We start from the raw sequence: 24,046 nt of genomic DNA, 5'->3' as shown, positions 1-24,046 counted from the left end.
TACGATAATGAATAAAGCACTGGCATTAATAAGTCTTCTTTTTGTTTTTTCTTTTGCTTCTTGCGAAGATGTAGTCAATCTGGATCTGGAAACTGGCGAAACCAAATTGGTTATAGATGCCGAAATTATCTGGAAAAAAGGAACTGACGGAAAGGAACAAACCATAAAAATCAGTAAAACGGCTCCTTATTATAGCAATTCAACGCCAAAAGTTTCTGGCGCTCAAGTAAGAATTGAAAACAGTAACGGAGATGTTTTTGCATTTAACGAAACCGAAGCTGGCGTTTACAAATGCACTAATTTTGTTCCTGTTCTCAATGCAGATTATAAACTATTTATTACTGCCGAAGGGCAAAGTTTTACAGCAGTTGAAAAACTAACTTCTGTAACGCCAATTACTAAAATAGAACAGAATATTGTTCCCGATTTTAGTGGAAAAGATATTATTGAACTGACTTATTATTATAATGATCCTGCAGACGAGATCAATTATTATGTCACCGATTACCAAGGTTCATTTTTGATTTACCCAGAATATGAAATCACGAATGATGAATTCTTTAACGGAAACGAAATCAGTACGAGATATTCTCATGAAGACAAAATGAAATCTGGAAATACTGTAAAAATTACTCACAGAGGCGTTTCTAAAAACTTCTACAATTACTGGAAATTAATTTTGGAAGCCTCAAGCTCAAATCCGTTTCTTGTTCCGCCAGGAAATATTAGAGGAAACATTATAAATACTTCTGATGCTAATAATTTTGCATTTGGCTATTTTAGACTTTGCGAAGCAGATCAAGTTGATTATTTGGTGAAATAGAAAATCCATTTATAAAAAGACAAAAGCCTTAAACATTTCGTTTAAGGCTTTTGTCTTTTCCAGTCTTCTTTATTTATTTGATAGACAAAATTCAATTTGGGCTTTTCTCCAAAATAAGCCACTTCTTCTTCGGCCACTTTTTGGGCACCTATTCTTGAAATGGCAATTTGCGATCGGATATTTTCTGAACCAATATGAAACTTGACTTTCGAAACATATTGAAAAAGATAATCCAGCATTGTTTTTTTTACGCTTTGATTAATACCTTTTCCCCAACATGAAACCACATAAAAAGTATAGCCAATAAGAATACTATCGTCTTCTTCACTGAAATCGTAAAATCGTGTGCTTCCGATAAACTCTCCCGTTTCTTTACTTATAATTTTAAAAGCGCCTTTACTTTTCATGGCTCCTTCGAAAAAGTTTTCAAAAACTTCTCTTTGCCATCTGTCTTTGTTTGGATGCTGCTCCCAAATCTTAGGATCGGAAGCTACTTGGTATAATGCGTCAAAATCTTTTTCTTCTAAAGGAGAAAGAATGCAAAGATCGTTTTCTAAAACGGGTTGTAAATTAAAATTCATTATTTTGATTTTTATAAAACTAACTCTTCAAAAATTGGATCTACTAAAAGCGAAGCATATAAAGATTCTATAGCGCGTTTAGAACCATGAATTTGCCATTCTAAAGTAATATGATCCATATTACGGCGCTGAGTCATGAGTTTTGAATTTACGCCAAAAGTCGAAAAAAGTTCTTTACACCTTTCGTGTCCATTATCGGAGCGCTTAAAAGTTATTCGAAGTGTTTTATGTTCGTTGATGAGGTCTATTTTATCTTGAAGAACCGTTAGCATTGTTAGAATTATGATAATCATAATCGCTGCACAAGCCGAAGCAAAGTAATAACCTGCTCCTACCCCCATGCTAACAGCCGCAACCGACCATATTGTCGCTGCCGTTGTAATACCTGAAACGTGACTGTCTGATCTAAAGATTACTCCCGCACAAAGAAAACCTAGTCCTGTAACAATATTAGAAGCTATGCGATCGGGATTTCCTGGTCCGCCGATCCATTCAGACATTAGGGTAAAAAAGCACGCTCCAACAGAAATCATTATCGTTGTGCGAAGTCCGGCAGCTTTTCCTTTGTATTCTCTTTCGGCACCAATTAAAGCTCCCCAAAATGTTGCTAAAAGCAATTTTATGATAATTTCGACATCCATTTAAGTCTTGTGTTTTTTAAAATAAAATTAAGGAAAAAACATAAAAAAACCTTCAAAATCTAAAGGACTTTGAAGGTTTTCTACTTTATCAATCTTACTTATATTCTTCTTCTTTTTGTTTGTACCAATCTTTCATTACATAAAAAGCTTTCTTTTTAATTCCGTTGCTAGAAATTAATCCTTTGCGATTAAAGAAATCCTGAATGTTTGGCAATTGTCTTCTTGGTGATCTAAAATCAACGAGAATCCAAGGCGAAACTCCTGCTAAACCTTCAATACGATTAAACATTTGTGTGTTTTGAATATAAAGCTCTTCCTGATATTCTTCGTTCCAACGTTCTTTTTTATCACCGTGCAAACCTTGTAGAGCCTCGCCACCAAATTCGCTAATAATAACAGGCTTGTTGTACGGAACCACCCATTGCATGTCTTTGCAAGATTCGTTAGTTCCTCTGTACCAACCCAAATATTGATTGAAACTTACAATATCAACATATTCATTCATATTATCATGAAGCGTATTGATGTTGTTTGAACTCGAAGTAACTTCCATCGCCATACTAATCAAACGAGAATTGTCTTGCGTGCGCGCATATTTTGCCAATTTGCTCAAGAAAGCATCACGATCATCACCGTGTGGAGTTTCATTGGCAATTGACCAAATTACGATTCCGCAACGGTTTTTATCTCTGTAAATCATATCGTGCAACTGATGTTCGGCATTAGCATACGTATTAGGATTTGTCCACGAAATTGTCCAATAAACCGGAACTTCAGACCAAATCATCAATCCCATTTTTTCGGCTTCTTTTACCATATTTTCGTTGTGCGGATAATGAGCCAAACGAACATAATTACAGCCCATTTCTTTTGCCCAAGTCAACAACGTTATAGCATCTTCTTGCGACCAAGCTCTTCCAGATCTAAAAGGCGCTTCTTCGTGAATACTGATACCGCGTAAAAAGACTTTTTTTCCGTTTAACAGAATTTCTTTGCCTTTGGTTTCAATAGTTCTAAAACCAATTTGATCGGCAATATTTTCATCTGCTTTAGAAATGGTTACATCGTATAATTTTGGCTTTTCAGGTGTCCATAAAATTGGATTGGCTTTTATTTCGAAATACGCCATTCCCTTAGCATTGGTCGTAACGCTTTTTTTAATTTTCAGTTCTGGAATTGAAACCGAAAGAGACTGATTTGCCGATTCGCTATTTAGTTTTATCCAGCCTGAAATTTTTCCTTTTTCTTTTTTATCCAATTGAACTAAATAATCTTCAATATAAGTATTCGGAACTTGAGCCAGAGTTACATCTCTTGTGATTCCGCCATAATTCCACCAATCCATATTTACGGTTGGCACATTGTCTTTATGGCGTTTGTTATCGACTTTTACAACTACGAAATTATTTCCGTCAACCAATAAATTGGTTACGTCGAAATTGAAAGGTGTGTAACCGCCAATATGAGTTCCTGCCAATTTTCCGTTTACATAAACTTTCGCATCATAATTAACCGCTCCGAAATGAAGAATTCCTTTGCTTTTGGAATCCTTCTTATAGCTAAAGTCTTTCTGAAACCAAACCGTTCCTTCATAAAAAAACAATCTTTGGTCTTTCGAATTCCAATCTGACGGAATATCCATTACTGCTGAGGTTGCAAAATTATATTCGCTCAGTTCTGTAGTGTTCCATTTTTTATTTTCGAAAAATCCGTTGTCTTTAAAAGGTTCTAAACGGTAATTGAAATATCCGTTTTCCAGCGGATCTACTATATAACTCCATTTTCCGTTTAAAGTAATATTGTTTCGCGAAGAAATATTTGCCACCAACGGAATTTCCTGCGCTATAGTTTTTCCAATAAACAGAAAAGCACAGCACAGCATTATTATCTTTTTCATATTTAAAATCATTTGGTTTTGAAAGTCTTTAGTTAGTAAATTATGAAGGTTATAAAGTTAAAAAGTTTCTGAAATTCAGTAGTAAACAAACATTCCGTATTAGTTAAAAATAACCCATCAAATACTTATCAGTTTTGTGTTATGAGGCTTATTTAGTCGTTTTTCTTTTTTTATTTGTGTTATACCATAAAAAAAGCAACAGAGAGTTAGAAATACTCCTGTTGCTTTTTTACTTCATCTTGTTATCACTGAAAAATTAGATATCTAATTGTATGAGAAAATGATTGCTGTGTTTTTTAATATAATTGCCATTATTTTTCTCAAGAAACTCTATTAAATAGTTAATAGCTACATCATGTTTTATTTCAATCTCAATAGTGTCTTGACTATTAATACTATAAATATCAAAACTATCAAGAGGTAGATTATAATTTTTTAATAGTAAAAAAAAGTCTTCTGAATTAAAACGTTCCCTCATTTTAATATTGTAGAGAACCTCACCCCAATCAAGAGGAACTTCATCTTTTTTTGGAAAAATTATTTCATTATCTCCATATTCTGAATAAAACTCATATATGTGAGTAAATTCATATTCCATTGTCTTTATATTAATTTTTAATGGCCCTGAACTTGATATTAAATTTAGTCTTTCATCCTTATATGGATTGCTATACCCTTTGGGCTTAAAAAAAACAAAAACAAAATCATTAAAATCTACTTTTTCAACTATTTCACGATCATCTCCTAAAATCTCATTAATAAAATCTTCCATAATTATTTATTTGTTTCTGTGTCTGCAATCTAAATAAAAAAAGCCATTTCAACTAAGAAATGGCTTCTGATTCTTTTATCAATCCCAAAATTTTACCATAAGCAGTTGCAGCTTTATGAACCTGAACTGTCCAATCTTCTGCAGCATTATCATCGGCTCCGTCAGAAATATATTTTAGACTTAAAAACGGAATATTTTCTTTCATGGCAATCATCGCTAGAGCGTAAGCTTCCATATCAACGACATTGTAAGCGTCTGAGCAATGTCCCATTTCGAAGTTATCGCCTGTTCCGCAGATTCCTTCTTGAAGATTATCCATTAACAAACCATATTCTAAAACTGGTGACAACCCTGAAAGTGGTGTTTCGTACAATGCAAAACCTAAACCGCGAACGTCCATATCTCTTTGAACAAATTTGGTACAGCAAATTACGTGACCTTTTTGAAAACAGCTGCTTCCCGCTGAACCCAGATTTATAATCACAGAAGGTCTTTTATTTTGGATTGCTTTTGTCAATTCATAAGCGGCGTTTACTTTTCCGATTCCTGTAATTAAAACATTGTGGCCTTTAAAAACTTCTGCAGCTTCAGATTCGAGAGCAAAGCAGAATAATATATCTTCAACAGCAAAGGATGCTGTTTGGTTAATTTGTATCATGCGTAACTTATTTTCGGTTTACAAAAATACGTTTAAAAATTTACGTGGCTCTAACCTAAATTTAAAAACCAAAAAAGACGTTAAAGTCTGTTTTATCTATTGGATTTTATGATTTAAAAAATACATTTGCTAGAACCACTAAAAAAGTCTTAAAAAGAAAGGAAAAAACTGCATGGATAGTGAAAAATTTATTTTCTGCCTTGAAGGCGTTAAAGATATAGACGATCATACCCCAACACATGTGGTAAAATGTCTTGAAGAATTGGCTATTGACCAAGGCATTTCAAGCATTCATAAAACCTGCGACACGATTGAGGGTTTAGAAGAAAGTTTGAATATTCTGCTTTACGAAGATCATAACTTTAAAGATTATGAAATTATTTATCTAGCAATGCCGGGTCAGGAAAACAATATCTGCCTTCACGATTATTATTACAGCATTGAAGAAATTGCCGAATTGTTTGAAGGAAAAATGAAAGGTAAAATTATCCACTTTGCCAATCTTAAGGTTTTAGATTTAAACGAAGAAGAAGCACAATATTTTTTGGATATTACTGGCGCAAGAGCAATTTCTGGTTATGGTTCTACTTATAATAAAATTGCCAGCTGCAGTACAATCGACAAAGCTTTTTTTAGCCTGTATCAGGAAAATGACAATTTGATCGAAGTGGTCGAAGATCTTTATACTAAACATTACAATCTGTGCAAACTGCTTGATTTTAGACTATATTATTAAAAATGAAAAAGAGGCAGGCAGAGAAAATAAAAACGTATGGCCCAAAAGGATTTCGAGAGAAATTTTTAGGTGAAGACAATCCTATTCATTTGCTTTTCAAATCGAATTCGGATCATTTTTTCTGTCTTGAAATTGAAGAAATGATGCAAATGCAACATCCTGTTCCGCCTTCTAAACATTCTTGCCATACTTTAATTTTTATTTCTTCTGGTCAGCATATTATGAAATTGGGATATCAGGAATTTATCACAACCGATAATGAAATGATTATGGTTCCAGCGGGTCAGATTTTTTCGCTTGATAATGTAAATAATATTCATAAAGGTTATATCTGCCAGTTTCATCCTGATATTTTAATTCGGAAATATGGCAGTCGCGAATTGTTGAATGATTTTGATTTTTTGAAAATTTCTGGAAATCCGAAAATCAAACTGGCTCCCGAAGATATTGAACCCATTACCAATATCTTTGAACGATTGAAAAAGGAATATTCAGAAACTACAATTGCAGATTTGAATATTGTGCAATCTTATCTGATTACGCTGTTTTATGAAATGAATAAAAATGCTGTGAAAACTATCAAAAGCATTTCGGCAGCAGAAGCCATTACAGCAAAATTCAAAGAACTGATTCATGATCATATAAAAACCCAGCATCAGGTAAATTATTATTCGTCTTTATTGAATGTCACTCCAAACCATTTAAATAAATGTGTAAAGACTATTACAGGAAAATCTGCGGTGAAATGGATTGACGAAAACATATTGCTCGAAGCTAAATATTTACTGTTTCAAACCACCCTTTCTGTAGGTGAAATCGCAGCACAAGTAGGATTTGAAGATCAATCTTACTTTAGCCGTTTTTTCAAAAAAACAGAAGGAATTTCTCCAATACGATATCGAAAATTGATTGATAAGTCCCAATTATTGATTAGAGAATCCTAACAATTATGTAGACGTTTTTCAGAAATTTGCTTCCTCAAAAATGCAAATTATGATTTATGTTTTTAAAACTTCCGTTGATAACCAAGCCAAATTTGAATCGGCTTCTGCATTACTAAATCAATTATTACCAGAATCTCAATGGAATTTCGACCTTGAAGATTGCGATAACATCTTACGAGTTGACAGCGAATTGAATGTTACAGCATTACTTCAAAACAATACCATTTTTGATTGTATCGAATTAGAATAACAATGGAATCCGTATTAAAAATCAAAGTTTTGAAACGATACTACATTCAATGATTTTTTAATTTTCAGTTTCTGCTACAACTAAATTAAAATTGAAAGCTAGCACCAAAATTAAAAAAGCGGGATTACAAAGTAAATTGCATCCCGCTTTTCTCTATTTAATCAACCACGATTTTTTTATTTTATCCAACGTGGATCTCCCACTTTTCTGTCAATTAATGTTTGATTTTTAATTGTAAAATCACCCGTTGATGCACTTGTAAATTGAGGATCCAATACAGTTGCAGAAGCATCTGGTCTATTGTTACTTGCTGTAGCCTGTAAACCAGCTGAATTGAAATTATTATTATTTCCGAATGTTGGAGCGGCAGTTGCTGTAGAATTTGTATAAACTGCAGATCCAACTGCTAACAATGTATTACGTACTATTGATGCATTTGATACAAAGCGCACATACAAGATTCTACTTGCAGCTGGCAAGGTAGGCGCATAAATTGTACACGCATCAATTAACACATTGCTTGTTAACCCTGTTCCTGTTAATCCAGCAGCTGCATCTAAACGTATGAAATCACGAGATGAACAAGTGTCAAATGTACTTTTTGTTAAAGAAACACTTGCCACGTAAGTAGTTCTGAAATCTATAAAATCAGCTCCAGAAGCAGTATTTACATTTTTAACAATACTATTATCTACAGTAAACGATTTTAATTTTGCTGATGCATTTCCGTACATTAATTGAGATGGGAAATCATGAATATAACTACCGCTAATTAAAACATCTCCCAATTGTGTAGTGGCTGCTGTACCAATTGTAATCGCACCACCAGTTGTTCCTACTCCACTTAAATCGATATCAACTAAAGAGAAATTAACTACTTCGCTTGCATTATTAGGATTGTTAGCTAGAGTGAAATTAAATTTAAGTTTTGGTTTATCACCTGGTCTCAAACCTCTTAATGTTAATGTTTTATTTACTGCTATTGTTCCCGTTTGAGCTGTATAATCACCCGGCATGAAAACTAAAACAGATCCAGAAGGTGCACTAACAATTTTTTGAATTATATCATCTCCTAATTTAACTAATATTCCAGTTCCAATATCTATTCCAGTTGTAAATGATGCATCACCTCTTTTCTTCGTACCGTTGTATAAAATTGCTGTATAAGCAGTTTCAGGTGTTAAGCCTGTTAAAGTAGCTACTCCAGCAGTTTTTTCAGCCGCTGTAATAGTGTGTATAATATTTCCAGGCATAGCTGTAATTTGTGTCACAGAGCTATTTGGAATCCATCTTAATGTAACTTTAGTTGCTTCAATATCTGCATCTTGAACCGGGAACATTATTTGTTCTGATAATGTCGTAGCTGTTATAACTGACCATTTTGAATCTTCTAGTCCCGAAGTAACAGATTTTACTCTAATAGAATAAACTGTTTCTCCTTCTAGAGGTACTTGTATAGGAAGTTCAGAAGGCGCAACATTTATGGTTTTATAAATTGTAGAGAAACTAGGATCATCGGCACTAAATTCTACTACATAATGATCTGTATTTTCATCTGATTTAACCGTCCAGTTTAATTCAACTACAGTTTTATTTCTAATTGTAGCTTTAAGTCCAATTGGAGAAAACTCTCTTGTATTTCCTATATCGTCTAATAACGCTTCATTATAACTTTCGCAACCAGAAATTGCTACTGAAAGAAGTAATACGGTTATTAATCCTTTAAATATATTTATTGTTTTCATCATAATAACTTATAATTTATTATTAGTTTTTTGAAAAATTTTTAATAACCGTAATCATTTTTTAACTGACCATTACTTGCATCCAGAAACACTTGCCATATTGGCCAAAATTGTCTGTTATCAGGATTAACTCCTACTTTATATAAAGAAGCTATTTTAGCATCAGCAGCTGTTCCTGTCCATGTCCAAGGAGTCGAAGTATACAAAACTCCTGGATTTGTAGTTTCTCCACGATTAAGTCCATACACATCTAAACTTACATTATCCGACTGGTATTTATAATACAAAGTAGCTGGCACATCTGCATATTGTCCTGTACGAGCAGATAATTCTGCCATTTTTTGTTTTGCTTTATCTAAGTTTACTTTAAGCAAATTCCAACGAATAAGTGCTTGTTTACGTTCCATTTCACCTGTAAACTCATATTTATTTTCATCAACAAGCGCATTAAACATTGCTTCTTTACTAGTTAAAGCATTTACATAATTTTCAACTTTAGCAGCCTGATCTGCTGAAGAAAATGATCTTCTTCGTACTTCTTTCAAATAAGGCATTGCTGCACTTGGCCCTTCCAATTCGTTTGCCGTTTCAGCAGCAATTAAAAGCACCTCAGCATAACGCATGTACATTTTATTAACTCCATCATCATTTGTAGAAGTTACATAACGTTTCATCCATTCGTAACGGTATTTACCAAAATACCATGTATCTAAAGAACCCAACTCTTGTTTTGCAATACCATTAACCGCTGCACCATATTTATAAGGCACACAAGTAACATTTCTACGAGCATCAGTTTGATCGTAGTCATAGAAAACAAATGGTAATGGACCTGCAACACCACCACGGTTAGCTCCATTAGCCTGAAATTGATCAGCTGCCGCCGTGTGCTTTACAGCAAAAGTAAATAACATTCTACCACGCCCATCAGAAAAAGGAAGTTCCCAAAGAGATTCTCCTCCTGCAGCAGTATTTTCTTCGTTGTATTTTCTCCATAATCCCTCAAAAGTAGATTCTAAACGAGCAGAACCACTTTGGATTACCTCACGAGATTCTCTTAATGCCAATGCATACATAGACGCTACTGAAAGTTCTGGATCATTGCTTCTTCTCACTCCGTCAGGATATTGCTGGTAACCACTTGCTGCCAAAGCCAAACGCGCTCTAAATGCTTTTACAAAAGCCTTATTTACGTGTTCTACTGTACTTGTATAAGAAGTCTCGTTAGGCCAAGCCACCAATGTTGAAGCTTCTCCTAAGTCTGCAATTAATTGTTTATAAATAATATCTCTATTTGATTTAGGCAAATATAAAGTAGCACTAGTAATCGGTTCAAAACGAGCAGGAACATCTCCCCAAGATTTAAGCAAATCAGCATAGTAAATCGCTCGTAGTGTTAAAGCCTCTCCTAATAACTGACCTAATTCTGTTCCTGGTGTAGGATTTCCATATTGGCGTAAGCCCTGAATACAAACATTTGCACGCTCAATTCCTGAATACATCATGGCATAAGCATTATTGGTAGTATTCATTTCTGTATTGCTAGGCTTTGCATCATACACACACAAATCTGATTTGTCTCCAGCTGTTTGCGAAGTATTATACCATTCTACATCTGTATTTAATCCGTAATAAGGTAAAAATCTTCCTCTATAAGAGTTTGTTTCTGCAAATGGAACTTTAATTCCGTCAATAGCTCCTTTTGCAAGTCCCGCAGTAGAGAAAATTACAGAAGCATCTAATGTTGATTGTGCAGGCGCTTCTAAATAGTCATCTTCAAATTGCTGACAAGAACTAAATAGACCCGAAATAATCAATCCTGCTATAATTATTTTATGTTTCATTTTGTAGTCGTTTAAATTAGAAATTAAGATTCATTCCAAAAATCATTTGTCTGCTTCTTGGATAAGGACTCGAATCAACCCCAGGAGTAAGTGGAGTTTTTCTTTTTGTTGAAACCTCTGGATCAGAACCAGAATAATTAGTCCAAACAAAAACATTGCTTCCTGTCAAGTAAAATCTCAATTTAGAAACTCCAAGTTTAGATGTAAACATTTCAGGCATTGTATAGCCTAATGTTAAAGTATTCAATCTTAAAAATGATGCGTCTTCAACTGCCCAATCAGTAAAGATAGCAGATCTCATATATGGAGACCACATCGTTGTATTAGCATTAAGAGCTGCTAAAGCTTGAGGATTATCTGTTACTAATTGTCCTGTAGCAGGATCTAAATTTGTCCATCTTTTTCCATCAGCCATTGTAGAATTTAAGTTTTTGTATTCTCCTGAAGCTGTAGCTGTCGAAAACTCAATTTTATCTGCATTATATATATCGTTACCAATACTCCAATTGAAAGCTGCCATTAAATCAAATCCATAAGCATTTCCGTTGATAACAAAACCTCCAGAGCTTTTAGGATTAACATTTCCAATAACTGTTTTATCGTTAATATCTACTTTACCATCTCCGTTGATATCTTTTAATTTCATATCTCCAGGTCTAAGGCCATTTCCATCACCCACTAAAGAAGTAGAAGTATTCACTACTCCGCTTTTTAAAACATATTTTCCTCCAACATAATCAAAGTCAGAAACTTCATATCTTCCATCATTTTTATAGCCATACATACTACCTAATGAACCGCCAACTGCTATAAGGTAATCATCTCCAATTTGTGAAGAAGCCCATCCTGTGCCTTGTCCAAAATCACTCATCATTCCTAATGAATTGATACGGTTTTTATTTACCGACATATTGAAAGAAAAATTCAATCCGTATTTAGCTTTTTCAATCGCAACAACATTAATTGTAGCTTCAAAACCTTTATTTTGTGTTTCTCCCATATTACGATATTGGAAATCATATCCAGATCCTGCAACTGGGAAATTAATTAATAAGTCGCTAGTAATATTTTTATATATATCGAAATTACCACTTAAGCGATTTTTGAAAAATGCGAAATCTAAACCTAAGTTTTGAGTTACAGTTGTTTCCCATTTCAAATCAGGATTAGGCATCGTTTTTGAAGGCGCCCAAACGCTAGTAACCCCATTGATCCATGATGTTGCTGTAGATTGAAAAATTTGAATTTGCTGACCAACAGGTATATTATTATTTCCTGCTTCACCATAACTTGCTCTTAGCTTTAAAAGGCTTAACCAAGTTTTATTTTTTAGCCAATTTTCTTCTGACATTTTCCATCCTGCTGCAAAAGCCGGAAAGTAACCCCAACGATTTTCTGCCAAAAATTTACTAGATCCATCGGCGCGAAATGTCGCTGAAAGTAAGTAACGGTTTTTGTAGTCATAATTTGCACGTCCAAAAAATGATAATAATTTATCATCTGGGCTGTAATAATTATCAACAGATTGAGGAGTTCCTTGCGTAGTTAATTTTTTTGCTTGATCAAAATTAAAAAATGTTGGATATCCGTGGATAGTGCTTGTTACAGTATTTGAGCTATATGTAATGTTTTCTTCCCCAACAAGAACATTCAAATGATGATCATCGCCCATTAATTTTTTAAAATCGTAAGTAAGCGTATTAGCATTTCTAAAACGTTTCTCCTTAGCATCTGACATAATCATTGCTGGCATGTTCTGCATTGTAGCCAGTGGTGAGTTTGCCACATAATAAGTAGTTAGTCCGTAAAAACGATAATCTTGGTTATTGAAATTGTCTAAACCTAAATCTACTTTCAATTTTAAATTATCAACAATTTCCCATCCAAAACTTCCTAACATATTAAAGTTTTTACGAAACTGCTGACGATCGTTGTCAGAAATAGACGTAAAAGGATTTATTAACATATCTGTTCCATCCCCATTTACATCTTCTGTAGTTAAACCTGCAACTGGAAGTGGCGCATAACCCACAATAGTACGCATACGTGAGTCTGATGAAGATTTCTCATTTTGCTCGTTTACACCACCACCATCAATCTCTGTATCTGAATAACGCATAGTAAAACCAACGTCAATCTTATCATTTAATTTACTTTTTAAAGCTAATGCTAAGTTGTTTCTTTTATAGTTTGAACCTACCATAATCGCTTTTTCATCAAAATGAGCATAATTAAAATTATAATTAAGCTTATCAGTTCCTCCTCTAATTCCTAAATCACGGCTTTGAACCTCACCTGTACGTCCAAAAATCTGCTCTTGCCAATCATCCCCTTTCACACCTGCGTACATATCATGATCTTGCCAATTTCCAAAATACTTAGTATATGAACTTGGATCTGAAGCTACTTTTGGAGTCCCTTGCGAAAGTAAAGCATACTCATATTGCCATTTAGTATAATCCTCCGGTGATAAAACATCAATTTTCTTCGCCATCGTTTTCATACCGTAAAACATGTTGAAGTTTACTGCCATTTTTCCATCTTTTCCGCTTTTTGTAGTAATAAGAATTACCCCATTTGCACCACGTGATCCGTAGATTGCAGTTGAAGCGGCATCTTTTAAAACAGTCATTGTTTCAATATCAGATGAAGAAATGTCATTCATATTATTGATTGGAAATCCATCCACAATAATTAAAGGCGAAGCATCTTGAGTAAGTGAACCACCTCCACGAACTCTAATTTTAATGTCTGCATCAGGAGAACCCTCTGCGGTAGTTACCTGCACACCAGCAATTCTACCTGTTAAAGCTTCAGCAACATTAGCTACTGGCACTTTTTTCAAGTCTGTACCCGAAATAGTAGATACCGCTCCAGTCAAATCAGACTTTTTAGCCGTTCCGTATCCAATTACAACAACTTCATTTAAGTTATTAGCATCTTCAATTAATGTTGCATTTACTTTGGTCTTTCCTTCCGTTGGAACATTAATGCTCTGAAACCCTATAAATGAAAAACTTAATACTGCTTTCGGATTGGTTAGTTTTATTTTGTAATGCCCATCAAAATCGGTAGAAGTTCCGTTCTTAGTTCCTTTTTCTAAGACGTTTACCCCAGGAAGAGAAAGTCCCGCGGCATCCTTCACGGTTCCCTCTATCGTTGTGCCCTGCGCGTGTACTTGACTACCGATCAATAAGCACAGTAAGAAAACAAGTTTAAAGCAAAAATTTGCTCCTTTGTTTAATAGTTCTTTAAAGTTCATGGTTGATTGTTTAAGTTATTAATGTTTTTTCTAGTTGGTTTAAGTGGTTTTTTGTGGTTACTTTCAATTCATTTTATAGTTAATATTTGTGGTTTTTATTTAACAGTAATTTATTTATCTCTTCATTAAAACTTTATTCAAGCTTCATTTTCCTTCACATAACTTAATCGATTTCGAACAACGCAAAAAAAGTTGTAATCGATTACACAAACATAGATATTTTTTTTAAACGAAAAATAAAATTTCCCAAAAAAATCCCAAAATAAACTATATATGAAAATTATTATTGCTTTTTTATGTGACATATATAATTTATATCACTTTAAAATATTAAAAATATTATTACTAATCGTTCATTTGATTCGATTATTGCAAAAAAAACAATCGATTACATGAATATTAATTACGAAATTATCAGGTGTTGTTTTTACACTTAAAAAGTTAAAGCCAAGCCAAAAAAAATTAAAAAAAAACTATTTACAGCTTAAATTTTATAATGATTTTACCTATAAATAAAGTCAACGGAGGAAAAGAAAAAGTGATTCTGACTATAAGCTTGCGTATTTACAAGCATAAAAAAAGCCCTTAAACAAAAGTTAAGGGCTTAAAAATTTGATTGTTTTTAGACTTATACTGGCTGAACTTGAACCTGTTTTTGATGTAATCTCCAATATGAATGTAATAATCATTCCGATAACCGACATTACTACGCCAATAAGATTAGGAGAAGAATAGCTGAATCCCGCCGCCAAAGGCAATCCGCCAAGAAAAGCGCCTAAAGCATTACCAATATTAAAGCTTCCTTGAAGAGAAGCCGAAGCAATCATCTCCGCTCCTTTTGCCGTACGAATCATCAGCATCTGAATTGGCGCAATTACCGAGAATGAAATAGCCCCCGTTAAGAAAGTTAGAAATAAGGACACATATTGATTAAATGAGAAAAAGTAAACCAAAACCAAATCGGTAGACATAACAAGCAATAAAGCTAGAGTCGTTGGAGCTGGCGAAAAACGATCTGCCAATTTACCTCCCACGAAGTTACCAACTACCATTCCTAGTCCTGCTAAAATCAAGATAGATGAAACATCTTCTGGCGAAAACTTTGATACATTAATTAAAAGAGGTGCAATGTAACTGATCCAAGCAAAGAGACCTCCAAAACCAATTGCTGTAATTCCGATGATTAGCCAAGCTTCTGTTTTCTTAAAAAACTGAAGCTGTGTTTTCATATTGACACTTTCTCCTTTTTCTAAATTCGGCATCCAAAAATAAATTGCCAGCAACGTCAATAATCCCACAAGAGCAATTAAAACAAAAGTATAACGCCAAATAAAATGATGTCCTATATAAGTTCCAATAGGTACACCTATTAAGTTAGCGATAGTTAAGCCGGCAAACATAATTGAGATTGCCTGTGCTTCTTTTCCTTTATCTGCCAAACGGCTTGCGACTACCGCTCCCACTCCAAAGAATGCTCCATGCGGCAAACCAGAAAGAAATCGGGAAGCAAATAAAATATTATAATCGGGAGCAATAATTGATAATGCATTAAAAACTGCCAGCATTAAAGCTAAAATTAAAAGCATTTTTTTAGGCGCATAATTTCTTCCTGCGATTACTAATAAAGGTGCTCCAATAACAACTCCAAGCGCATAAGCTGAAATTAAATATCCAGCAACCGGAATTGAAACTTTCATATCTGAAGCAATATCTGGGAGTAATCCCATCATTACAAATTCTGTAATTCCAATAGTTAACCCTCCTAAAGAGAGTGCAATAAGACTTTTTTTCATTTTGATTTAATGTAGAAAGGAATAGATTTCTACGAGGCAAAATTAACACCGTTAACCTTAAAAAAAGTTGTAAATTTACGATATAAAATTGTACATTTATGTTATGCCTAAATTAAATCAGTTTAAAACGCTTGTTCTTGACGAATTTGAGGAAGAGAAATTTCATCTTCCTCCGCATACACATACGTATTACGAAATCATTTATATCAAAAAAGGAAGTGGTATTCATCATATAAATAATAATTTGCTTCATTATAAAGCAGGAGATCTTTTTGTGATTTCACCTGATGACGAACATTACTTTGATATTAAAAAGAGTACTCGTTTTATTTTTATAAAATTCACCGATAATTATTTTAATTCGAAGCAAAATCTAACTTGTGATGAATTTCTAATTCACACTCCAGAAAGTTTCATGCGTGATAAAATTTTAAAAGAAACTGTTTTAAAGTTTGATGAACCTTGCAAAACCATTCTAAAGAATACAGTTGAAAACATCACAAAGTATGGCGAATATATAGATGTTACCAATTCGCCAATTGTATTCTATCAGATACTTTCCATTTTTGGATTGATTAAAGAAACGATTAGATGCATGAATTTACAAATGACATCCAAACATCTGGACAATGAACAAATTGCAAATTATATACATCAGAATATTTATCAGCCTAAATTGGTTCAGATAAAAGTTATTGCAGAACATTTTAATATCGCTCAGACCTATTTTAGCGCTTATTTTAAAAGAACTTTCAGCATTAGTTATCGCGAATACATTCATAATTTAAGATTGACTTTAATCGAAAAAAGATTTCACAACAATCAATTGCCGATTAAACAGATTGCGTACGAATTTGGTTTTACCGATGAAAGTCATTTGACCAATTATTTCAAGAAACGTAAAAACATGAAACCGACAGATTTCAAAAAACTCTAGTTAGCGAAATCTTAAAAAGTTATTTCCTCAAACATTTTTAACTAAATTTGTGCTACTAAAAACAAATTCTTGAGCAAGAAAATCCACATAATAATGCTTTTTATAACACTTAGTTTCTTTTTGAATCCGAGTTATACTTACGCATGTCATACTGGACACTCAAAAGAAATTGCCTCGAAAAAAGAAAACAGCTGTTCTAAAAAATGCTGTGAAAAGAAAACTTCAAAACAAGAAAAACACAATTGCGAAGGAAAATGCCGTCATACTGGCTGTAATACCTCAGTATTAAACATTCTTTTAACTTCTAATGATTTTGATTTCCAAAACGATGTTTTCAATTTTTCTTTAAAAAACACTATTTCATCTTATAGTAATTCTACTATTTCTTCTGGATTTGCTTCTATTTGGCTGAAGCCGAAAATATAATATTTGTATTTATGACAGCCCATATTGGGTCTTTTTTAAAACGAAATTTTTAATTAATTTTAAAGGAAATAAATCCTTTACTTAAATATTATATACAATGAAAAAATCAATTATAGCTTTAGCAACAGCATTTACAGTATTATTTAACGCAAATATTATTCAGGCAAAAACAGCAAAATTAGAGTCAGGAACAACAGAAATTGTTGATGCTAGTCAGCTTCAATCTGTTTACGATGCTTATTTTTCTGTAAAAGATGCACTTATTAAAAGTGACAGCAAACTAACTTCGGCGAAAGCTGCAACTTTGTTGACAGCCATTTCCGCTGTTAAAATGGACAAACTGAAAAGCAACGAACATACCGTTTGGATGAAAGTAGTTAAAAAATTAACTGCCGATGCCAAAAGTATTTCAGCAACAACAGATCTTAAAAAACAGCGTGAGACTTTTAAATCTTTATCTAAAAGCACTTACGATTTAATTAAGGTTTCAAATCCAAGTGAACCAATCTACAAACAATATTGCCCAATGGCAGACGCTGATTGGTTAAGCAAAGAAAAAGCGGTTAAAAATCCGTATTATGGTTCTTCTATGCTGACTTGCGGAAATGTGGTAGAAACGATCAAATAAATATGAAGCTTTACATCAAAAATATGGTGTGCAGCCGATGCAAAATGGTAGTGAAGTCTGAGTTCGAAAAACTCGGACTTCAAACCACTTCTGTAGAATTGGGAGAAGTCGAGCTGAACGAAGAAATCAGCGACGAGCAAAAAGAAGTTCTATTAGAAAATCTTCAAGCTTTAGGCTTTGATTTAATCGATGATAAAAAAACGAAAACAGTCGAAAGAATAAAAAACCTAATTGTCGATTTGGTACATCATAAAAACAATGATTTAAAAATCAACCTGTCTGATTATTTAGCTGAAAACCTAAATCAAGATTATAATTCGCTAAGCAATTTATTTTCTGAAATTGAAAATACCACTATTGAAAAGTATTTCATCAGCCAGAAAATTGAAAAAGTAAAAGAATTATTGATTTATAATGAGCTTTCTCTTAGCGAAATCGCCGATATTCTTAACTACAGCAATGTGGCGCATTTAAGCAATCAATTCAAGAAAATTACAGGCTTTACTCCTACTTCATTCAAACAATCAAAAGATAAAATGCGTATTCAGATCGAGAATTTGTAGTTTTTTATTTAACCGCAAAGGTTTACGCAATCCCGATAGCTATCGGGAGCAAAGTTTTTTAGCCACAGATTATAAGGATTAAAAGGATTTTAAAATCTGTGTTAATCTTTTAAGTCTGTGGCTAACTTTTCACATAACGATTTCGCAATTTATTCAGAACATAGCCCAAGGTTTCAACCTTGGGAAACGCATCGTGTTCCAATCTTTGTGTACCCAAGGTTGAAACCTTGGGCTATGTTTAAATACAGCTCGCAGAATTATTCACACAAAGCTTTGCGAACTTTTAAAAATCTCAACTAAATAAAAACTTAGCGAACTCTGCGTAAATTCTTTGCGTCCTTTGCGTTTAAAAAACAACATTTAGTAAATCTTACAAATCATTCCCAAAATTCTACAAACCGAACTCACAGATAGTTCAGAAATTTGCATTGTAACATTAAAAACCAATACAATGACTCATCAATATATAATTTCAGGAATGTCTTGCAATGGATGCCGAACTAAAGTAGAAAAAACTTTAAATGAAGTTGAAGGCGTTCATGCAGAAGTTAGTTTGAATCCGCCAACAGCCACTATAACAATGGATAAGCACGTCCCGACAGAAAAATTTCAGGAAGTTTTATCGGTTGCGGGAAATTATACTATTGAAATGGATTCTCCTAAAAATCATGGAGAAACTGCCGTTAAATCTTGCTGTTCTAGTCATAAAAAAGAACATAACGGTCACAATCACGATCATCATAAAGCAGAAACTAAAAAAGTACATCATCACAGTGCGAATGGCGTTTATTACTGCCCAATGCATTGTGAAGGCGATAAAACATACAACAAACCTGGAGATTGTCCAGTCTGCGGAATGGATTTAGTTCCGCAAGTTGCCGTAACCGCAACACAATTTACTTGTCCAATGCATCCAGAAATTGTTTCAAACGAACCAGGCGATTGTCCAATTTGCGGAATGGATTTGGTTCCGATGCAAGCTTCAGAAAGTGAAGGAAACAAAACTTATTCTGATTTATTAAAGAAAATGAAAATAGCGATTCTGTTTACGCTTCCAATTTTCATCATCTCAATGTCAGAAATGATTCCGAATAATCCGCTTTACAATATCATGTCTATTGAAAAATGGAACTGGGTTCAGTTATTATTTTCTATTCCTGTTTTGTTTTATGCTGGCTTGATGTTTTTCGTTCGCGCATACAAATCAATTGTAACTTGGAATTTAAACATGTTTACGCTAATTGGAATCGGAACCAGCGTTGCTTTTCTTTTTAGTATCGTGGGAATGTTTTTTCCAAGTATTTTTCCAGACGAATTCAAATCGCATCACGGAACGATTCATTTGTATTTTGAAGCTGCCACTGTAATTATCACTTTGGTTTTATTAGGACAATTGTTGGAAGCCAAAGCGCACGGACAAACCAACGGAGCAATAAAAGAATTATTGAAATTAGCTCCAACAGAAGCGACTTTGGTTGAAAACGGTGTAGATAAAGTAATCTCTATTCACAATATCAAAAAAGGCGATTTACTTCGTGTAAAACCAGGAGAAAAAATCCCTGTAGATGGAAAAATAACAACTGGGGAAAGCAGTATAGACGAATCGATGATTACTGGAGAACCAATTCCGGTAGACAAAAAAACAGGCGATGCTGTAATTTCAGGAACTATAAACGGTACAAAATCATTTGTGATGATTGCCGAAAAAGTCGGTTCAGAAACCATGTTGTCACAAATTATCCAAATGGTAAATGATGCAAGCAGATCTCGTGCTCCGATTCAGAAATTAGCTGATCGCGTTTCTAAATATTTTGTGCCAACAGTTGTTATCATTTCAATTGTAACCTTTTTTGTCTGGGCAAAATTTGGTCCAGAACCCGCTTATGTTTACGGATTAATCAATGCGATTGCGGTTCTAATTATCGCCTGTCCTTGTGCACTCGGACTCGCAACTCCGATGTCGGTTATGGTTGGGGTTGGAAAAGGTGCTCAAAACGGAATCTTGATCAAAAATGCAGAAGCCTTAGAAAACATGAATAAAATTGATGTTTTGATAACCGATAAAACTGGAACCATCACAGAAGGAAAACCATCTGTAGAAAAAATTTATGCAGTAAATAATGACGAAGATTTTCTTCTTCAAAACATTGCTTCTTTAAATCAGCATAGCGAACATCCTTTAGCGCAGGCCGTAGTAGATTTCGCGAAAGCAAAAAATAGTTCATTCAAAGAAGTTCAAGGTTTTGAAACTATTGCAGGAAAAGGCGTTTTGGGAACTATAGAAAACATAAATGTCGCTTTAGGAAACAAAAAATTAATGGATGAAATTGGTGCTTCTGTTTCTGCCAATTTAGAACAAAAAGTAATTTCTGAACAGAATTTAGGAAAAACTATTTCGTACATCGCTATTGAAAAAAGCGTTTTAGGCTTCGTAGCCATTACTGACGCCATTAAAGAAAACAGCGCAAAAGCCATTAAAGAATTAATCGCTCAAGGTGTTGAAGTAATCATGATGACTGGTGACAATCATAATACTGCAAAAGCAGTTGCTGAACATTTACATTTAAGTTCTTTCAAGGCAGATTGTCTTCCAGAAGATAAATTAAAAGAGATTCAACGTCTTCAGGCACAAGGAAAAATTGTTGCCATGGCTGGAGACGGAATCAATGATGCGCCTGCTTTAGCTCAATCCAATATAGGAATCGCAATGGGAACTGGAACTGACGTCGCTATTGAAAGCGCTAAAATTACTTTAGTAAAAGGAGACTTAAAGGGAATTGTAAAAGCAAAAAACCTCAGCCATGCTGTGATGTCAAACATCAAGCAGAATTTATTTTTTGCTTTTATCTATAACACTTTGGGCGTGCCAATTGCAGCTGGAATTTTATATCCGTTTTTAGGAATATTGCTTTCGCCAATGTTGGCTGCGGTGGCAATGAGTTTGAGTTCTGTATCCGTAATCGTAAATGCTTTGCGATTGAGAAATTTAAAATTATAATCTAATGATTAAAATCAAATATATCCTTATCCTTTTTGCAATCGCTTTTCAACTAAAGGCTCAAAAAGTAGTGCGTTACGACTTGCATGTTCGTGATACGATTGTCAATTTTTCGGGTAAAGAAAAACGTGCGATTGCTGTTAATGGACAAATTCCGATGCCGACTCTAACTTTTACCGAAGGCGATATTGCAGAGATTTACGTTCATAACGAATTAAAAAAAGAAAGTACTTCAATGCACTGGCACGGATTATTTCTTCCCAATAAAGAAGACGGTGTTCCGTATTTAACTCAAATGCCAATTGAACCAGGAACAACTCACAAATATACATTTCCTATTATTCAAAATGGAACGTATTGGTATCACAGCCATTCTGGACTTCAGGAACAAATTGGTTTGTACGGACTTTTCATCATCAACAAGAAAAAAGACGATCCGACTATTAGAAAAGGAATTGACGATTTGCCGACGATTCCAGTTATTTTAAGCGAATGGTCGGATCTTAAACCAGAGAATATTCAGCGAATGCTGCACAATGCAAATGATTGGTTTGCTATCAAAAAAGGAACAACTCAAAGTTATTCCGAAGCTGTAAAACAAGGGCATTTTTCTACCAAAGTTACCAACGAATGGAAACGAATGAACGCAATGGATGTCAGCGATGTTTATTATGAAAAGTTTCTCATTAATGGTAAAAACGAACAGCAGTTTTCAGATCTTAAACCAGGTTCAAAAGTCCGTTTACGAATTGCCAATGGAGGTGCTTCGAGTTATTTTTGGCTGACTTATGGCGGAGGAAAAATTACGGTTGTGGCAAGCGACGGAAATGATGTTGATCCTGTCGAAGTCGATCGTTTGATTATTGCAGTTTCTGAAACTTATGATGTTGTAATTACGATTCCTGAAGACAACAAATCTTTTGCTTTTTTGGCTACAGCCGAAGACAGAACGGGATCTGCGTCTTTGTTTTTAGGAAGAGGAGAGAAACAGCCAGTTCATCATCTTTCGAAATTAAAATATTTTGAAGGTATGAAAATGATGAATGATATGATGAAAATGAACGGCGACATGAACGATATGGGCATGAATATGTCTTTGAATAAAATGGATATGAATGCCGTAATGTATCCAGAAATTTCAGGTGAAGATGAAAATGCAAAACCTGCGATGGATCATTCAAATCATAATATGGAAGGAATGAAAATGGAAAATGACAGTATTGAAACTTCTGAAATTGTGACTTTGAATTACGGAATGCTGAAATCTCCTTTTAAAACCAATCTTCCGAAAGATGCACCTGTAAAAGAATTGCGTTTTACACTTTCTGGAAATATGAATCGTTATGTCTGGAGTTTGGATAATAAAGTGGTTTCTGAAACCGATAAAATTTTAATTAAAAAAGGCGAAAACGTTCGTATTGTGCTGTACAACGGTTCTATGATGCGCCACCCAATGCATTTGCATGGACATGATTTTAGAATTTTGAACGAACATGGGGATTATTCTCCTTTAAAAAATGTGATTGACATTATGCCGATGGAAACCGACACAATCGAATTCCAAGCAAATGCTGATGGCGACTGGTTTTTTCACTGTCATATTTTATATCACATGATGGCGGGAATGGGAAGAATTTTCACTTACGAAAATTCAGCTCCAAATCCGTTGATTCATCATCCTGAAATGGCTTTTAAAATGCTAAAAATGGATGATAGAATGTTTCATTTTATGGCTGAAAATGATTTTGCTTCGAATGGAAATGACGGTGAAGCGGTGTTCAGCAACACACGTTGGAGCATTGGAACCGAATGGAGATTGGGTTATAATGACAAACACGGTTATGAAGCTGAAACACATATTGGTCGCTATATTGGAAAAAATCAATGGTTAATGCCTTTTATTGGTTTTGACTGGCGATACCGAAAAATGGGAATAGACGAACAGGAACAGAATCTCTTCGGACAGAAAAACACCAAAGACAACCGTTCGGTTTTTAGTCTAGGAGCAGAATATACTTTGCCAATGCTCATAAAAGCACAAGTTGAGGTTTATACCGATGGAAATGTGAGAGTCCAATTTGAACGAAAAGACATTCCGCTTTCGCAAAGACTCAGAATGAATTTAATGTGGAATACTGATAAAGAATACATGGCTGGATTGAAATACATTATTGCCCGAAACTTCGGAATTACGACACATTACGACAGCGATATGGGAATTGGATTTGGAGTTAATCTTAACTATTAAATACAATGGTGGAGGCTTTACAACTCATTAACAGATTTTACAAAAACATTAACAATTTGTAAGAATCAGCTATAAGAATTCGGATTATATTTGATTTACCAATTATAATCTCTAACACAAAAAACATTTAAACAAAATGACAAAAGTAATCACAGTTGTAACAGTTGCTTTCTTTTCAATTGGCGTAATGGCTCAGGACACTAAACCAGAGTACTGCTTGCCGTTACAATACCACTATTCTGACATCCTGTATTGCTTGCAACACCTGAAACAGTTTGAGCCCGTAAACTAATGCCAAAA

General features: G+C 34.1%; 19 protein-coding genes. 10 read left to right on the top strand and 9 right to left on the bottom strand.

What is annotated here, in order from left to right:
* The first annotated feature begins 7 nt into the window (after positions 1-7).
* Positions 8-823 carry a DUF4249 domain-containing protein gene (locus DMB71_RS03230; protein ID WP_239452914.1) on the top strand — a complete coding sequence of 272 codons (816 nt, stop codon included), beginning with the start codon at positions 8-10 and terminating at the stop codon, positions 821-823.
* 41 nt (positions 824-864) lie between these two features.
* Here the strand turns inward: DMB71_RS03230 and DMB71_RS03225 are convergent, their stop codons facing one another.
* The 5 genes from DMB71_RS03225 to DMB71_RS03205 all read right to left on the bottom strand — a co-directional run bounded on the left by DMB71_RS03225 (position 865) and on the right by DMB71_RS03205 (position 5,372).
* Positions 865-1,404: a GNAT family N-acetyltransferase gene (locus tag DMB71_RS03225; RefSeq protein ID WP_111363647.1), complete on the bottom strand. Its 540-nt coding sequence runs from the start codon at positions 1,402-1,404 to the stop codon at positions 865-867.
* An 11-nt stretch (positions 1,405-1,415) separates the two neighbouring features.
* On the bottom strand, positions 1,416-2,045 hold the full coding sequence (locus DMB71_RS03220) for an MgtC/SapB family protein (protein ID WP_111363645.1): 630 nt from the start codon (positions 2,043-2,045) through the stop codon (positions 1,416-1,418).
* A 94-nt stretch (positions 2,046-2,139) separates the two neighbouring features.
* Entirely contained in the window at positions 2,140-3,942 is a 1,803-nt protein-coding gene (locus tag DMB71_RS03215) for a glycoside hydrolase family 2 protein (protein WP_111363859.1), read from the bottom strand.
* A 256-nt stretch (positions 3,943-4,198) separates the two neighbouring features.
* On the bottom strand, positions 4,199-4,714 hold the full coding sequence (locus tag DMB71_RS03210) for a hypothetical protein (RefSeq protein WP_111363643.1): 516 nt from the start codon (positions 4,712-4,714) through the stop codon (positions 4,199-4,201).
* A gap of 52 nt (positions 4,715-4,766) precedes the next feature.
* Positions 4,767-5,372, bottom strand: a complete 606-nt coding sequence (locus DMB71_RS03205) for a 5'-methylthioadenosine/S-adenosylhomocysteine nucleosidase family protein (protein WP_111363641.1) — start codon at positions 5,370-5,372, stop codon at positions 4,767-4,769.
* Positions 5,373-5,544: 172 nt separating this feature from the next.
* On the opposite strand from DMB71_RS03205, the gene DMB71_RS03200 reads away from it, so the two are divergent.
* From DMB71_RS03200 to DMB71_RS03190, 3 genes are read left to right on the top strand one after another with little or no spacing between them, the layout of a single operon-like run.
* Complete coding sequence (locus DMB71_RS03200) at positions 5,545-6,108, top strand: DUF6642 family protein (protein WP_111363639.1); 564 nt, start codon at positions 5,545-5,547, stop codon at positions 6,106-6,108.
* Positions 6,109-6,110: 2 nt separating this feature from the next.
* Positions 6,111-7,052 (top strand): helix-turn-helix domain-containing protein, encoded by a 942-nt coding sequence (locus DMB71_RS03195; protein WP_239452913.1) that lies wholly within the window; start codon positions 6,111-6,113, stop codon positions 7,050-7,052.
* A gap of 49 nt (positions 7,053-7,101) precedes the next feature.
* On the top strand, positions 7,102-7,302 hold the full coding sequence (locus tag DMB71_RS03190) for a hypothetical protein (RefSeq protein WP_111363856.1): 201 nt from the start codon (positions 7,102-7,104) through the stop codon (positions 7,300-7,302).
* Positions 7,303-7,478: 176 nt separating this feature from the next.
* Here the strand turns inward: DMB71_RS03190 and DMB71_RS03185 are convergent, their stop codons facing one another.
* The 4 genes from DMB71_RS03185 to DMB71_RS03170 form a co-directional block, all read right to left on the bottom strand.
* The gene (locus DMB71_RS03185; protein WP_111363637.1) at positions 7,479-9,050 is read right to left on the bottom strand and encodes a DUF4957 domain-containing protein; all 1,572 of its coding nucleotides are present in this window, start codon (positions 9,048-9,050) and stop codon (positions 7,479-7,481) included.
* 38 nt (positions 9,051-9,088) lie between these two features.
* On the bottom strand, positions 9,089-10,891 hold the full coding sequence (locus DMB71_RS03180; protein WP_111363635.1) for a RagB/SusD family nutrient uptake outer membrane protein: 1,803 nt from the start codon (positions 10,889-10,891) through the stop codon (positions 9,089-9,091).
* A gap of 16 nt (positions 10,892-10,907) precedes the next feature.
* A complete protein-coding gene (locus DMB71_RS03175; RefSeq protein WP_111363633.1) occupies positions 10,908-14,153 on the bottom strand; it encodes a SusC/RagA family TonB-linked outer membrane protein in 3,246 nt (1,081 codons plus the stop codon).
* Between the two features lie 596 nt (positions 14,154-14,749).
* Positions 14,750-15,946, bottom strand: coding sequence for an MFS transporter (locus DMB71_RS03170; protein WP_111363631.1), 1,197 nt, complete (start codon positions 15,944-15,946; stop codon positions 14,750-14,752).
* A gap of 103 nt (positions 15,947-16,049) precedes the next feature.
* Between DMB71_RS03170 and DMB71_RS03165 the strand changes: the two genes are divergently transcribed.
* The 6 genes from DMB71_RS03165 (at position 16,050) to DMB71_RS03140 (ending at position 23,746) form a co-directional block, all read left to right on the top strand.
* Positions 16,050-16,883, top strand: coding sequence for an AraC family transcriptional regulator (locus tag DMB71_RS03165; RefSeq protein ID WP_111363629.1), 834 nt, complete (start codon positions 16,050-16,052; stop codon positions 16,881-16,883).
* 69 nt (positions 16,884-16,952) lie between these two features.
* Entirely contained in the window at positions 16,953-17,309 is a 357-nt protein-coding gene (locus DMB71_RS03160) for a hypothetical protein (RefSeq protein WP_239452912.1), read from the top strand.
* Positions 17,310-17,406: 97 nt separating this feature from the next.
* Positions 17,407-17,937, top strand: a complete 531-nt coding sequence (locus tag DMB71_RS03155; protein ID WP_111363625.1) for a DUF3347 domain-containing protein — start codon at positions 17,407-17,409, stop codon at positions 17,935-17,937.
* A gap of 2 nt (positions 17,938-17,939) precedes the next feature.
* On the top strand, positions 17,940-18,500 hold the full coding sequence (locus DMB71_RS03150; RefSeq protein ID WP_111363623.1) for an AraC family transcriptional regulator: 561 nt from the start codon (positions 17,940-17,942) through the stop codon (positions 18,498-18,500).
* 451 nt (positions 18,501-18,951) lie between these two features.
* Positions 18,952-21,498, top strand: a complete 2,547-nt coding sequence (locus DMB71_RS03145) for a heavy metal translocating P-type ATPase (protein ID WP_111363621.1) — start codon at positions 18,952-18,954, stop codon at positions 21,496-21,498.
* 4 nt (positions 21,499-21,502) lie between these two features.
* Entirely contained in the window at positions 21,503-23,746 is a 2,244-nt protein-coding gene (locus DMB71_RS03140) for a multicopper oxidase family protein (protein WP_239452911.1), read from the top strand.
* Positions 23,747-24,046 lie beyond the last annotated feature (300 nt).

Source organism: Flavobacterium tistrianum, assembly GCF_003254545.1.
In the GTDB taxonomy this organism is placed as follows: Bacteria; Bacteroidota; Bacteroidia; order Flavobacteriales; family Flavobacteriaceae; genus Flavobacterium; species Flavobacterium tistrianum.
The sequence above is the reverse complement of the archived record's forward strand: the minus strand, read 5'-3'. Positions and strand labels throughout refer to the sequence as shown.